Annotated in this window: 15 protein-coding genes; 14 read left to right on the top strand and 1 reads right to left on the bottom strand. The window is 50.6% G+C overall.

The window, feature by feature from the left end; all coding sequences use genetic code 11:
• The first annotated feature begins 56 nt into the window (after positions 1-56).
• The 13 genes from hemW (at position 57) to QQK89_RS17655 (ending at position 12,009) form a co-directional block, all read left to right on the top strand.
• Positions 57-1,235, top strand: coding sequence for a radical SAM family heme chaperone HemW (gene hemW / locus QQK89_RS17715; protein ID WP_284239969.1), 1,179 nt, complete (start codon positions 57-59; stop codon positions 1,233-1,235).
• 89 nt (positions 1,236-1,324) lie between these two features.
• Positions 1,325-1,807 carry an N-acetyltransferase gene (locus QQK89_RS17710; RefSeq protein ID WP_284239968.1) on the top strand — a complete coding sequence of 161 codons (483 nt, stop codon included), beginning with the start codon at positions 1,325-1,327 and terminating at the stop codon, positions 1,805-1,807.
• A 183-nt stretch (positions 1,808-1,990) separates the two neighbouring features.
• The gene (gene hrcA, locus QQK89_RS17705; RefSeq protein ID WP_284239967.1) at positions 1,991-3,016 is read left to right on the top strand and encodes a heat-inducible transcriptional repressor HrcA; all 1,026 of its coding nucleotides are present in this window, start codon (positions 1,991-1,993) and stop codon (positions 3,014-3,016) included.
• Positions 3,017-3,319: 303 nt separating this feature from the next.
• A complete protein-coding gene (gene grpE, locus QQK89_RS17700; RefSeq protein WP_284239966.1) occupies positions 3,320-3,856 on the top strand; it encodes a nucleotide exchange factor GrpE in 537 nt (178 codons plus the stop codon).
• Between the two features lie 69 nt (positions 3,857-3,925).
• On the top strand, positions 3,926-5,770 hold the full coding sequence (gene dnaK / locus QQK89_RS17695) for a molecular chaperone DnaK (protein WP_284239965.1): 1,845 nt from the start codon (positions 3,926-3,928) through the stop codon (positions 5,768-5,770).
• A 108-nt stretch (positions 5,771-5,878) separates the two neighbouring features.
• Entirely contained in the window at positions 5,879-7,021 is a 1,143-nt protein-coding gene (gene dnaJ / locus QQK89_RS17690) for a molecular chaperone DnaJ (RefSeq protein ID WP_284239964.1), read from the top strand.
• A 97-nt stretch (positions 7,022-7,118) separates the two neighbouring features.
• Complete coding sequence (locus tag QQK89_RS17685; protein WP_434481711.1) at positions 7,119-7,289, top strand: YfhD family protein; 171 nt, start codon at positions 7,119-7,121, stop codon at positions 7,287-7,289.
• Positions 7,289-7,501: a hypothetical protein gene (locus QQK89_RS17680; RefSeq protein WP_284239963.1), complete on the top strand. Its 213-nt coding sequence runs from the start codon at positions 7,289-7,291 to the stop codon at positions 7,499-7,501. Before QQK89_RS17685 ends, QQK89_RS17680 begins: the two co-directional genes overlap by 1 nt.
• A 102-nt stretch (positions 7,502-7,603) precedes the next feature.
• Positions 7,604-8,605 (top strand): 50S ribosomal protein L11 methyltransferase, encoded by a 1,002-nt coding sequence (gene prmA, locus QQK89_RS17675; protein WP_284239962.1) that lies wholly within the window; start codon positions 7,604-7,606, stop codon positions 8,603-8,605.
• Entirely contained in the window at positions 8,602-9,273 is a 672-nt protein-coding gene (locus QQK89_RS17670) for a site-2 protease family protein (protein WP_284239961.1), read from the top strand. The genes prmA and QQK89_RS17670 overlap by 4 nt, the downstream gene beginning before the upstream one ends.
• Before the next feature lie 63 nt (positions 9,274-9,336).
• A complete protein-coding gene (locus tag QQK89_RS17665) occupies positions 9,337-10,116 on the top strand; it encodes an RsmE family RNA methyltransferase (RefSeq protein ID WP_284239960.1) in 780 nt (259 codons plus the stop codon).
• Positions 10,117-10,123: 7 nt separating this feature from the next.
• A complete protein-coding gene (gene mtaB, locus QQK89_RS17660; protein ID WP_284239959.1) occupies positions 10,124-11,470 on the top strand; it encodes a tRNA (N(6)-L-threonylcarbamoyladenosine(37)-C(2))-methylthiotransferase MtaB in 1,347 nt (448 codons plus the stop codon).
• 107 nt (positions 11,471-11,577) lie between these two features.
• On the top strand, positions 11,578-12,009 hold the full coding sequence (locus QQK89_RS17655) for an NUDIX hydrolase (protein ID WP_284239958.1): 432 nt from the start codon (positions 11,578-11,580) through the stop codon (positions 12,007-12,009).
• On the opposite strand, the gene QQK89_RS17650 is transcribed toward QQK89_RS17655, so the two are convergent.
• Positions 12,006-12,974 (bottom strand): Na/Pi cotransporter family protein, encoded by a 969-nt coding sequence (locus tag QQK89_RS17650; protein ID WP_284239956.1) that lies wholly within the window; start codon positions 12,972-12,974, stop codon positions 12,006-12,008. The genes QQK89_RS17655 and QQK89_RS17650 overlap by 4 nt on opposite strands.
• Before the next feature lie 94 nt (positions 12,975-13,068).
• On the opposite strand from QQK89_RS17650, the gene QQK89_RS17645 reads away from it, so the two are divergent.
• A complete protein-coding gene (locus QQK89_RS17645; protein WP_284239955.1) occupies positions 13,069-14,436 on the top strand; it encodes a class I SAM-dependent rRNA methyltransferase in 1,368 nt (455 codons plus the stop codon).
• The last annotated feature ends 216 nt before the right edge of the window (positions 14,437-14,652 follow it).

Here is a 14,652-nt window from a genome sequence, read left to right as displayed (position 1 = left end):
GTAATGATCGCTGCGGTATAAGGATTGCTTGCGATTATGTATAGGAGGAAATTGAAATGATAAATTACGCGCCGAAGGCGCTTTATATCCATATCCCGTTTTGTACGAACAAGTGTCATTATTGTGATTTTACTTCGTATGTATTAAAGGGACAGCCCGTCGACGACTATCTCGATGCACTGGAAAGAGAGATGGAACTGACGGTTGCTCAAATGCCGCCGGAGAGAATCGATACGGTATTTGTTGGGGGCGGCACGCCAACAGTGCTGACGCCGCCACAGATGACGCGTTTTCTCGCTTCGGTGAAAAAACATTTTCCGCTTGCGGACGATGTGGAGTTTACGATGGAGGCTAACCCCGGCACAACCGATCCGGAGAAGCTTGCGGCGATGTTTGCGGGCGGCGTGAACCGGATCAGCTTTGGCGTACAGTCGTTTGATAACGGGCTGCTCGAGCGGATTGGCCGTATTCACAACGTTGACGACGTGTACCGGAGCTTGGAGAATGCGCGCGCGGCCGGTTTCACGAATCTGTCGATCGATCTGATGTTTGGTTTGCCGAAGCAGACGCTTGAGATGTTGGAGGATAGCGTCAACAAAGCGCTTGCGCTTGATCTGCCGCATTATTCTCTCTATAGCCTCAAGGTGGAGGAGAATACGCTTTTCCATAAGCTGTATCAGCGCGACGAGCTGCCGCTCCCTCCGGAGGATGAGGAGTTTAATATGTATACTTTGCTCATGGATCGGCTTAAGCAGGCAGGGTATGTTCACTATGAGATTAGCAACTTTGCCAAGCCAGGGTACGAGAGCAGACATAACTCGACTTATTGGCGGAACGAGCCGTATTACGGTCTGGGTGCAGGTGCGCACGGCTATGCGCGCGGGCTTCGCCATGTGAATGTGAAAGGCGTGCAGCCTTACATTGATTATACAAAGACGAAGCTTCCTCGCCTTGAGGAGAACGCGATCCCGGAATCGGAAGCGATGGAAGACTTTATGATGGTGGGGCTGCGTCTGCTTAAGGGCGTCCGCGTTTCCGACTATGCGGCTCAATTTGATGGTCGCAAGCTGGAGGATAAATTTGGCCTGATCATCGGAAAACTTCTGAAAGACGGGTTGCTTGAGAAGCTTGAAGAAGATGGCGATACGATATACAAATTGACCGATAAAGGCGTTCTTTTTGGCAATGACGTATTTGGTTCGTTTATCGGTTTAGAGGAAGAAGCGGCTGGCTAAAATTCGGAAAAATAGTTCTTGAGAAAACATGCGCTATGCTGTATATTTATTCAATAGAATTGATATGCACCGGGTGGAGGCGAAGCAGCATGGAGGCAACGGAACAGTTAACGGTAGTGTGCAGAAAAGCGGCACCGGAAGATGTAGAAACATTGTACGAACTCATTAAAGGCTATGCGGAACAGGGAATCATGCTGCCCCGCACCCGGGATACGTTGCTGCGTCAGATTGATACGTTTGTCGTAGCGGAGATCGGGGATACGGTCGTTGGTTGCGGCTCGTTATTGCGCTTGGGTCAAGATCTCGTGGAGATTCGTTCCCTTGGGATGTCTCAGGAGTATAGAGGGCTGAAGATCGGCAACAAACTGGTTGATTTCCTGGTTGAACAGGCGAGAGAACAGCGCATTCCGAAGATAATGGCGCTGACTTACGCGGTGAATTTCTTTTTGCGTAACGGGTTCTCCGTTGTCGAGAAAGAGATTTTCCCGGAGAAAGTGTGGAAAGACTGCGTGAACTGTCCGAAGCAGCATGCCTGCGACGAGATAGCCGTTCTCAAATTGTTAAGCTGGTAACACAAAGGTTAGGCATTTTGCCTGACCTTTTATTTTTTGAAATGTACAGGACATGGGCCTGAAAATGCCGAACCGACTTGACAATGCTTCTGGTGGTTTGGTATTTTTGTATTAATGATTAGCACTCGGGTCTAATGAGTGCTAACGAGAGGATTCAGATAAACTTTTGGAGGGATGATGCGAATGTTGACTGAGCGGCAGAGAATGATACTGAATGCAATTGTGGACGATTATATCCGTTCGGCTGAGCCGGTTGGTTCCAGGAGCATTTCGAAGCGCGGCGATGTTGCTTTTAGTCCTGCAACGATCCGTAATGAAATGTCCGATCTGGAGGAGCTTGGTTTCCTCGAGCAGCCTCACACTTCGGCAGGACGCATTCCATCAACCAAAGGTTATCGTTATTACGTCGATCATCTCGTTAAGCTGAATGAATTGAAAGAACAAGATCTGAAACAGGCGCATTCCTTCTTTTCGGAAAAAATGATTCAAATGGAACAGGTTATCCAGCATGCCGCGATGATTTTGTCCAACTTGACCAATTATACGTCGATTCTGCTGGGGCCGGAAATGTTCAGCAATTCGCTCAAGCATTTCAACCTGGTTCCTCTTGACGAGACGACGGCCGTTGCGATTATCGTGACCAATACCGGGCATGTGGAGAATCGTACGATTACCGTTCCTCCAGGCATCCGCATGGATGAGATGGAGAAGATCGTAAATATTCTAAATGCCAAGCTGATCGGCATTCCGCTCGTACGTTTGAAGTCGAAGCTGTATGCGGAGGTTGGTCAAGAACTGGAACGTTATGTGGATCATTGCGAGGAAGTGCTTGGCATTCTCGACAGCGCGCTCGCGAGCGACTCGGATCAGCGGATTTTCCTTAGCGGTACGACAAATATGCTCACGCAGCCTGAATTCAAAGACGTCGATAAGGTGAAGACGATTCTGGATCTGCTCGATGAAACGCCTGCCGTGATGAAAATGATTTCCGCCGCTCCGACGGGTATACAAGTACGGATTGGAACAGAAAATGACCATGAGGCAATTGCGAATTGCAGCTTTATTACGGCCACGTATCAATTGGATGGAAAACCGTTAGGCACGATTGGCATTCTGGGACCGACCCGGATGGAATACGGGAAAGTGATCTCGCTTCTAGATGTGATCTCGAAGGATATGGCCAACATCTTGGGACGCTTCTATAAATAGTTTTCTGTTGCTTTGGCTGGAGCTGCGGGTGGTGCTGGGGCTTGGGGCGTACGAGCGGGGTATTGCCTTCCGTCGCTGTTGAAAACGGGAATTTTGAATGGATTCCTTGCGGAATATTCCCGTTTTCAAAGGCGAGCGCTCACGCTCTTCAGGCAATACCCCGCTCTCCCGCGCCCGGCGCGCAGCACCGCAGCGAAAGGCAAAAGCAAAGGAAAAACATTTTTACGCGCTTGGGGCGCGCAAGCAACTGGCATACACAAACCGCCAGTTGAATTGCTTCGCAATTCTTTTAAGGAGGTGAATATGGTGAGTAATGACCAACATAACGAAACAATCGATGAAGTTATAGAAGAGCAACAAACGGAACAGCAAGAAGAATCCGTACAGGAAGATTCGCGCCTGGAAGAACTTGCGAAGCTGGCTGAAGAGAATCATCAACGATACTTACGCGCACAAGCGGATTTCGATAACTTCCGCCGTCGCACGCAAAAGGAAAAAGAAGATCTCGCGCAATACGCTTCGATGAAGCTGATCGGACAACTGTTGCCGGTTGTCGATAACTTTGATCGCGCGGTTGCGGCAGCTTCCGCTAACCAGGATTTTGATGCTCTCGCAAAAGGCGTTGACATGATCTTCCGTCAGCTGGAACAAACGTTGCAGCAGGAAGGCCTGAAAGCAATGGAGGCTGTTGGCCAGCCGTTCAACCCTGAATTCCATCAGGCGATTATGACCGTGGAATCGGATGAACACGAAGAAGGCATCATCGTAGAGGAAGTACAAAAGGGCTACGTCCTGAAGGACCGCGTCCTGCGTCCTGCTATGGTTAAAGTAAGCGGCTAATAACTTCCGCTATGGAATTTAAATAAGAATGTCCTTATAACGAAGCGAAAATTGAGGAGGAAACTTACGATGAGTAAAGTTATCGGTATTGACCTTGGTACTACAAACTCTTGCGTTGCGGTAATGGAGGGCGGCGAAGCCGTCGTTATCCCGAATCCGGAAGGCAACCGTACAACACCTTCTGTTGTTGGTTTCAAGAAAGACGGCGAGCGTATCGTTGGCGAAACAGCGAAACGCCAAGCGATCACTAACCCTGACCGTACGGTTATGTCGATCAAACGCCATATGGGTACAAACCACAAAGAAGTAATCGATGGCAAAGAATATACAGCTCAAGAAATTTCCGCAATTATTCTGCAAAAGCTGAAATCCGATGCTGAAGCATACCTGGGCCAATCGGTAACACAAGCCGTTATTACGGTTCCGGCTTACTTCAACGACAGCCAGCGCCAAGCAACAAAAGACGCTGGTAAAATCGCAGGTCTGGAAGTTCTTCGTATCGTCAACGAGCCTACGGCTGCTGCATTGGCATACGGCCTTGAGAAAACAGAAGATCAAACGATCCTCGTTTATGACCTTGGCGGCGGTACTTTCGACGTCTCGATCCTTGAACTGGGTGACGGTTTCTTCGAAGTTAAAGCAACTAGCGGCGACAACAAACTGGGCGGCGATGACTTTGACCAAGTGATCATCGACTACCTCGTAGCTGAATTCAAGAAGGAGCAAGGCGTTGATCTTTCCAAGGACAAAGCTGCTGTTCAACGTTTGAAAGATGCTGCCGAGAAAGCGAAAAAAGAACTGTCGGGCGTTCTGACTACAACAATCTCGCTGCCATTCATCACGATGGCTGACGGCGTTCCACAGCATTTGGAGCTAAACCTGACTCGTGCGAAGTTCGAAGAAATTTCGGCACAACTGGTTGAGCGTTCCCTTGCTCCTACGCGTCAAGCACTGAGCGACTCGGGTCTGTCCGTAAGCGAAATCGACAAAGTCGTTCTTGTTGGCGGTTCGACTCGTATCCCTGCCGTACAAGAAGCGGTTAAAAAGTTGATCGGCAAAGAGCCGCACAAAGGCGTTAACCCGGACGAAGTGGTTGCCCTTGGCGCAGCTGTTCAAGCCGGCGTATTGACTGGCGACGTTAAAGACGTTGTATTGCTTGACGTAACTCCATTGTCCCTTGGCATCGAGACTGCGGGCGGCGTCTTCACGAAGATGATCGACCGCAATACAACGATCCCAACAAGCAAATCGCAAGTGTATTCCACTTATGCGGATAACCAACCGGGCGTTGAAATTCACGTCCTGCAAGGCGAGCGTCAAATGGCTGCCGGCAACAAAACGCTGGGCCGTTTCCAACTGAATGATATTCCATTGGCGCCACGCGGCGTACCGCAAATCGAAGTTACTTTTGACATCGATGCGAACGGTATCGTTAACGTATCGGCACTCGATAAAGGCACAGGCAAGAGCCAAAAAATTACGATCACTTCTTCAGGCGGTTTGAGCGACGCTGAAATCGAACAAATGATGAAGGATGCTGAGCTGAACGCGGAAGAAGACCGCAAACGCCGTGAGCTTGTAGAAGCGAAGAACAGCGCTGACCAGCTCGTGTACTCGGTTGACAAAACGCTGAAAGACCTTGGCGATAAAGTAGACGCTTCCGAAATCGAAAAAGCAAATGCTGCCAAAGAGAAAGTAACAAGCGCAATTGCAACAGACGATCTGGAGCAAATTACGAAAGCTTCCGAAGAACTTACTGAAATCGTTCAACAGCTGTCTGTCAAGCTTTATGAGCAAGCTCAAGCGGCTCAGGGCGGTGCTCCTGAAGGCGCGGAAGATGCTGAAGCAGGCGCACGCGGCAAAGACAACGTTGTAGACGCTGACTACGAAGTGGTTGACGAGAACAAGAAATAAGACTTAACTTGTAATGGGAGAGGTCAAAGACGGGGGCTTCCTGTCTTTGACCTTCTCGTATGTGCATAGACATTTATTTGCAGCAAACATGGGTGGAGGTGAGATGAGTTGGCAGATAAACGCGATTATTATGAGGTGCTTGGCGTAGGCAAGAGCGCTTCCGGTGACGAGATCAAGAAAGCTTACCGCCAAATGGCACGTAAGTACCATCCTGACGTCAATAAAGAAGCGGATGCGGAAACCAAGTTTAAAGAAGTGAAAGAAGCTTATGATGTCCTGAGCGATGACGGACAACGCGCAAGATATGACCAGTTTGGTCATGTGGATCCTAATCAAGGCATGGGCGGGGCTGGCGGATTCTCTGGAAACGGTGATTTTGGCGGCTTTGGCGATATCTTTGATATGTTCTTTGGCGGCGGTGGCGGCGGACGTCGCGACCCAAATGCGCCACAACGCGGCAATGACCTGCAATATTCGATGACAATCGAATTCAAGGAAGCCGTATTTGGCAAAGAGACGGAAATTACGATTCCTCGTACGGAATCTTGCGATACTTGCGCAGGCTCTGGCGCGAAACCCGGCACGAAGCCCGATACTTGTTCGGTCTGCCGCGGTACAGGACAGCAAGAGGTTGTGCAAAATACGCCGTTTGGCCGCATGGTCAACCGCAGAGCATGTTCGAATTGCGGCGGCGCAGGCAAAGTGATCAAAGAGAAATGCGGAACTTGCCATGGCGCGGGCAAAGTGAAAAAACAGCGTAAAATTAGCGTCCGCATCCCAGCGGGCGTGGATGACGGCGCGCAAATTCGTCTCTCCGGCGAAGGCGAAGGCGGCTTGCGCGGAGGTCCTGCAGGCGATCTGTATATCGTGATCCGCGTGAAAGCGCATGAGTTCTTCGAACGCGAGAATGACGATATTTATTGCGAAGTGCCGCTTACTTTCGTTCAGGCAGCACTTGGCGATGAGATTGAAATCCCAACGCTGACGGAGAAGGTTAAGCTGAAGATTCCTGCAGGCACGCAGACGGGCACCTATTTCCGCCTCAAAGGAAAAGGGGTTCCGAAGCTTCGCGGTTACGGTCAAGGCGACCAGCATGTAAAAGTGACGATCGTTACGCCAACTAAACTGTCGGATGAACAGAAAGATCTGCTTCGCCAGTTTGGCGGCATCGGCGGCGAGTCCCCGGCTGAGAATCAAGAACATCATGAATCCATCTTCGATAAAATGAAAAAAGCGTTCCGCGGCGAGTAGCCCGGAACGTTTTTTTTGCCAATTGTGAATAGATCCTCTCCTCGCGAAACATATTACCTAAGTACTTGAAGCCTATACTTAAGGAGCGGAATAAACAATGACTAACGAAGATAAAAACTTCATGGAGAAAGTAAACTTCGGGGACTTACCGGTAGGCAAAAACGAAGATGTCGAATTTTCGGAAGAGCTAGCTGATGCAGCGGACAAAAAGGCAGTTGAGCGCGCTGCGGCAGCGGATGCCCGAGCCGAGAATGAGCAGGGCGTGTAATGTCCGGTCAGATTGAAATCCGGGCGAATTTCGGCCAACCGGCCGCTGCCCAGGAAGCTTTACGGAAACTTCAGGCGCTCAGAGCTTTTGAAGTGAATGGCATTTTTGAAAGCGGACTACTTACAGCAACCGTTGATGAAGACGTCGCAGAGCGGGCGATTCATATGATTGAACAGATTGGCGGCAGCCCGGAGACGGAAGCATTGGGCTAATGCAGAAGGGCGGCAAACTTTTTGTTTGCCGCTTTTTTGTGCATAAATGATGAATAGTGTACAATAGATGGTAGTTTTTATTGATGGAGGTTAATCGTACATATGAAATGGCATGAAATTACAATCTCGACAACGGAACAAGCGATCGAGATGATCTCAAACTTTTTGCATGAAATGGATGCGGGCGGCGTATCCATTGAAGAATCGGGAACGCTGAACAAAGAGCGCGACACGTCGCTGGGACAGTGGTATGAGAAACCGCTCAACGATATTCCTGAAGGCCAAGCCATTATTAAGGGCTATTTCACGGAAAGCGTCAATATGGATGAGCTGAAGATGCAACTGGTGCCGCGAATTGAAGAGCTGAAGGAGTTCGGCATTGATCCGGGCCAATATGAGATTTCGTTCAAGCTTGTGGACGAAGAGGATTGGGCTACGGCATGGAAGCAATATTTCAAACCGATCAGAGTATCGGAGAAGCTGACGATCAAACCGACATGGGAAGAATATGAGCCTGAGGCAGGGGAGAACATCATCGAGCTGGATCCCGGGATGGCATTTGGCACCGGTACGCATCCAACTACAGCCCTATGTCTGCAGACCTTGGAGTCCGTTATCACGGGCGACGAAGAAGTGATCGACGTAGGCACGGGGTCGGGTATTCTGGCCATCGGTGCCATGAAGCTGGGAGCAAGGCGCGTGTTGGCGCTGGATCTCGATCCTGTAGCCGTGTCAAGCGCGACGGAGAATGTTAGGCTGAATGGTCTCTCTAGCGACGTGGAAGTGCTGGAAAGCGATTTGTTAGGTGTTCTTGGCGGCAAAGTTGTCCATGCTGTTAACGAACGCGATGCGCTCGCTACGTCGGTAACGTTGCCAGTTGATTTAGTTGTCGCGAACATTCTGGCGGAGATTATTCTGCTCTTTATTGATGACGTGTTTGCTGCGGTGAAGCCAGGCGGCATTTATATCGCTTCCGGGATTTACAAGAATAAGGAATCCGACGTGGAAGAAGGACTGATCCGCTCGGGCTTTGAGATCGTTGACAAACGGCGCGATGAAGACTGGATTGCCTTCGTTGCGAGAAAGCCGCAGGTGAATGAATGAGCTGGAATGATTTTTTAGCTTATCCAATCGAGGACTTGCCTTTTGTTGCGCTGGTCCTCATCATTTCGTTTACGGTACATGAGTTTGCGCATGCTTACAGCGCCTACAAATTTGGGGACAATACGCCAAAAGAGATGGGCAGAGTAACGCTTAATCCGCGTGTGCATATCGATCTGCTTGGCGCCATTCTTATTCTGATTGCGGGCTTCGGTTGGGCGAGGCCCGTTCTGATCAACCCGAGCCGATTCAAGAATCCCCGCGTAATGGGGGTTATCGTATCGGCGCTCGGGCCGATTAGCAACTTGCTGCTTGGCGTCATCGGAATCCTGATCTTGTTGACGCTGGACTCAACAGGCCTCATGTATGCGAGCTCGAATGGCGTGAACCTTGCAATAGAACGGTTTTTAAGCTATTTTATTTATCTTAACTTTCTTTTGTTTATTTTTAATCTGATTCCGCTGCCGCCACTTGATGGCTATCGGATTATTCAAGATCTGGTGCCGCTTAAGACACGGATCAAGATGGATCAGAATGTGCAGTGGGGCGTTTATATTTTCCTTCTGCTTGTATTTATCCCGCCGCTTCGCCGGGTGACGCTAGACCCGATTCTCAATTGGTGGTTGCCGCTAAGCAATTTCTTTGCGAAATTATTCCAACCGCTGTTTTAAGCCGCTTTTCATAGATTTTTAAAGCGGAAACATGCTATGATGAAGGATGGTTAGACTGACGCAATGCAACGATATTTTGTAGCAGCGGAGCAGTTTGACGGCTCCAGCGTGCGTTTAATAGGAGAAGATGCCTTCCATGCGGTCCGCGTCATGCGGATGAAGCCGGAAGAGAAATTTATCGCCAGCGACGGTATTTCCCGCGTTGTGCTTGCTTCCGTCAGGGAAGCAAGTTCTTCGGAGGTTGTGGCGGACATCGTGGAGGAGCTTCCAATGGACAGCGAGTCCAGCTGGTCGGTCACCATTGCCCAAAGCTTGCCGAAGGGCGATAAGATGGAGCTCGTTATCCAGAAGGGAACCGAGATTGGCGCGTATTCGTTTGCGCCGTTTCAGTCCGAGCGGATGATCGTTCAATATGACGGAAAAAAAGAAGCAAAACGTTTGGAGCGCTGGGGCAAAATCGCGAAGGAAGCGGCGGAGCAATCGCACCGTTGCCGCGTACCGGCCATTGAGCCCGTTCGCACTTGGCGTGAGCTGAAGGAAGTTATTCCAGCATTTGATTTGGCGTTATTTTGTTATGAGCGGGAAGGCGATGCAGTGGAAGGCAAGGGCATCCGGGATGCCGTGCTGAACTGGAAGCAGCGGGCGGGCAATCAAACAGCCGAGCCGAAGATGCTGCTCATCGTTGGTCCCGAAGGCGGCTTTACGGAACGGGAAGCAGATGAAGCGGAAATAGCCGGTGCTGTTATCGTTGGACTTGGCAAACGTATTTTGCGGACGGAAACCGCGGGTATCGTGGGTCTGACCTGCTTGCTGTACGAAGCCGGAGAAATGGGAGGAGCGTAAGGATTTTATGCCATCGGTTGCATTTTACACCTTGGGATGCAAAGTTAACTTTTACGACACGGAAGCGATTTGGCAACTGTTCAAAAACGAAGGATACGAGCAGGTTGATTTCGAATCGACAGCAGACGTATACCTGATTAATACATGTACGGTTACCAATACCGGCGACAAGAAAAGCCGTCAAATTATCCGCCGTGCGGTACGCCGCAATCCGGATGCGGTTATTGCGGTAACGGGTTGTTATGCCCAAACCTCTCCGGCAGAGATCATGGCGATCCCTGGCGTTGACTTGGTTATCGGTACGCAAGACCGCGAGAAAATCATGACGTTTGTTAATCAAATTCATGATGACCGCCAGCCGGTTAACGCGGTTCGCAATATCATGAAGACCCGCGAATTCGAAGAGCTGGATGTTCCGGACTTCAACGAACGTACTCGCGCGTTTCTGAAGATTCAAGAAGGCTGCAACAACTTCTGTACCTTCTGCATTATTCCATGGTCGCGCGGCTTGTCCCGCAGCCGTGATCCGAAGAGCGTACTGGAGCAAGCTAAACAGCTGGTCGCTTCCGGTTACAAGGAGATCGTTCTGACGGGTATCCACACCGGCGGTTACGGCGACGATATGGAAAATTACCGTCTCGTTAACCTGCTGTGGGACTTGGACAAAATCGAAGGTCTTGAGCGCATTCGGATCAGTTCGATTGAAGCCAGTCAAATTGACGACGCTATGATCGATGTTCTGAACCGATCGACAAAGATGTGCCGTCATTTGCACATTCCGCTTCAAGCGGGCGATACATCGGTGCTCAAGCGGATGCGCCGCAAATATACGACAGAAGAATTTGCGGCCAAGCTGAAGCGAATCCGCGAAGCAATGCCAGGCGTTGCAATCACGACTGACGTCATTGTAGGCTTCCCTGGCGAAACGGAAGAGATGTTCGAGAACGGCTTCAAGTTTATGGAAGAGGTTGGATTCTCCGAAATGCATGTCTTCCCTTATTCGAAACGTACGGGTACGCCTGCAGCTCGCATGGAAGAACAAGTGGATGAAGAAGTGAAGAACGAACGCGTCCACAAACTGATCGACTTGTCGGAGAAGATGCAGCTCGCTTACGCGAAGCAATATGTAGGAGCTGTGCTCGACGTTATTCCGGAGCGCGACTACAAAGGAGCTCCCGGAACAGGTCTTGTGATGGGTTACTCCGATAACTACCTGCAAATCGTATTTGAAGGGACAGAAGCGCTTGTCGGCAAACTGTGCCGCGTCAAAATTACGGAAGCCGGCGTTAATGAATGCCGCGCTCAGCTTGTCCGGGTTCTTGACGATGTACCGGCGGAAGCGATGAGAGCTTAGAGATAGCAATAACGCACGAGGATTTCTTGCCCATTCCTGCAGTATTGGAAAAAGCGGGAAATCCTCGTTGTTGCATGCAAATGTCAAGCAGGCAAGGGGGGACGAAGATGGTTGAAATTTCGGCAGGAGGCGTGGTCTATCGCCGGAACGAGGCCGGGCTTTTGCAAATCCAGCTCATTCAGGACCGTTATGGCAAAGTGTCGCTCCCTAAAGGCAAGATGGAGCCGGGGGAAACGGTTGAACAGACGGCGCTCAGAGAAATTGCCGAGGAGACGGGCATGATCGGAGTCATCGCGAAACCGATTGATCAGATCAAATATCAATACCACGATGCCCATAAGGGAACGGTTAACAAAGAGGTCCATTATTATTTGGTTGAAGCCGTCGGAGGATCGCTGCAGGCGCAAGTGGAGGAAATCCGCGGCGTCGAATGGTTTGATCCGCTGGAAGCGTGGAGACGCCAGAGACAGTCGGGCTACGAGAACAATAATCGCATTGTAGCTGGGGCCCTCAACTTGCTTGGCATTAAATTCGATTAAACCCTCAGCTTGCGAATCGTAGGCAAGTAACATAGCGGCAGCGCAATAAGGGAGCTAAGCACGTTAAAGATCGTTTGCGCGTGAGCGATTTGACTCGCCGGTGAATTGGCGAACCATTCGGATACGGCCGAGAGTTCGCCGAGAAACGGCATAAAGAGCAAGGCGCCGCCCGCGTTCAGAAGGGTATGGGACCATGCCACGTATTGGCCGGACTTCGAACCGCTGAAGGATGCTAGGAGCGCTGTGACGCATGTACCGATATTCGCGCCCAGCACGATGGCAACGCCAAGCTCAAGCGGCATCGCTCCGATCGATGCAAAACCCATAATCATACCGATAACAGCAGCACTGCTGTGGACGATGGCTGTCAGCACCGCGCCGGCGGCTAAGCCCCACCAGAGGCTGCTTGTTGATTTTTCAAGGAACCAATGGAATAAGGGGCTTTCCTGCACGGCTGGTCCAATGGCTTGCATCAAAGCCATGCCGGACAGCAGCATGCTGAAGCCGCCAAGGGCAACGGCAGATGATCTTATCGTTTCGATCAGCTTGAAAGACCGGACGCTCGGCAATGCTCCAAATTCCTTAAAGAGCACGGTAACAAGCCAAACGGTCAAAGAGAGCAGAAGCAACGGAACGGACAATTTATTTAAACTTAACCCGATCAGCTCCGTAGTGAGGCATGTCCCGATATTGCTGCCGAGGATAATGCCAAGCGTACGCGGAAAAGTAAGCAAGCCGGCATTGACGAGTCCGATTGCGATAACCGTTACGGCCGTACTGCTTTGCAGAAATGCCGTCGTCACGGTTCCGATGGCCATGCCGTGTATGGGAGTGGCGGTTGACCGTTGCAATATACCCTGCAGATAAGGACCGGCTAGTCGGTGCAGCGCGAGTTCCATGAGTTTCATTCCGCTAATAAATATCGTAAATCCAATGGCCATAGGCAACAGAATCGATTGGAGCATGAGGGGTTCTCCTTTTATAAATCGTTATCTTTGATACATATGCGCATCGTTAGACAAGCATGACAAGCCAAGACCAGAAAGGGAGATACACGAAGTGAGCAAAGCAAAAGTTTGGCTGCAGAAGGGCCGCAAGAAGCGTTTGGAAGCAGGCCACCCATGGATTTATTCAAATGAGATTGAGAAGCTGGAAGGAGAAGCGCAACCGGGGGAGCTGGTTGATGTCGTTGGCCATAACGGCAAATACCTGGCAACCGGCTATTATAATCCGAAATCCCAGATTACGGTTCGCGTCGTTTCGTATCAGCCGCTCGATGAGATGGATGCCGATTTCTTCCGGGAAAAGTTCCGTGCATGCGAAGCTCATCGCAGCCGGTTCGTACCGGACCGCGATTGCCGTCTTGTATACGGAGAAGCTGATTTTCTTCCCGGTCTTGTCGTAGACCGTTTCGCCGATGTATTGGTCATTCAGATTGTGACGCTTGGGATGGATGTCCGCCGTGAAGCGCTTGTAGAGGCTCTTGTTGACGTGTTTGGGCCAAAAGGGATATACGAGCGTAGCGATGTTGGCGTTAGGCAGCTGGAAGGCTTAGAACTTCGTACGGGGCTATTGTACGGGGAATGTCCGCGCATTCTTGAGATCGAAGAGAATGGACTTAAGCTGGAAGTAGATATCGTAGAGGGACAAAAGACGGGTTATTTCTATGATCAACGCGAGAATCGCGCATCCATAGAACCGCTAATGAAAGGCTGGGGAGCCCGAAGCGGGATTAAGCTGGAGAGCCGTCCGGCTGATACGGATACGGAGGTTACGAGGCTTGTGCCGGTGAATCCGAACGGTAAAGAGGTGACCTTCCCTTATTGGGACGGTGCGACCGTGCTGGAGTGCTTTGCCCATACCGGAAGCTTTACCCTTCATGCCTGCAAATACGGCGCGAAAAAAGTAACCTGCCTCGACGTATCCGAGCATGCCATCGATACGGCGCGCCGCAATGTCGAGCGTAACGGATTCACCGACCGCGTAGAATTTGTTGTGGCCGATGCGTTTGAATACTTGCGTACGCAAGTGAAAGGCGTTGAGGAGCGGCTGGAACGCAGCCGTGCCGGAACGGATACTTCGAAGCCGATCAGCGGCAGCGGACGCACATGGGATGTTGTGATCTTGGATCCGCCTGCTTTTGCAAAAACAAAAAGCGCTGTTGCAGGGGCTTGCCGCGGCTATAAGGACATTAACCTGCACGGCCTTAAGCTGGTGAATGAAGGCGGGTACCTCGTGACGGCCAGCTGCTCGTACCATATGAGACCGGATCTGTTCCTTGAGACGATCCAGGAAGCTGCTTCGGATGCCGGCAAGCTGCTTCGTCTTGTTGAATGGCGGGCTGCGGGCAAGGATCATCCTCAGCTGCTTGGCGTGCCGGAAGGCCATTATTTGAAATTTGCCGTATTTGAAGTGCGGAGCAAATAAATATGACTCAGAAGCCGCGTGAATCGTTCTACGATCCATGCGGCTTCTTGTCTTCCCATAGTCTTTATCGCTGTGTATAATAGAAAAGTATCGTTAAGAGGCAGTCGACTGCAATTAGCGACAAAGTAATTGGGCAGAGCAGACCACTGTATGTCCAAGCCACCTAATCCGGCAGAGCGGAAATCCGCATGCGGGATTTTTTGTTTTTTATGGCTT

This window comes from Paenibacillus glycanilyticus (genome assembly GCF_030161375.1).
Lineage (GTDB): Bacteria > Bacillota > Bacilli > Paenibacillales > Paenibacillaceae > Pristimantibacillus > Pristimantibacillus glycanilyticus_B.
This window is presented reverse-complemented; position numbering and strand designations above follow the sequence as displayed.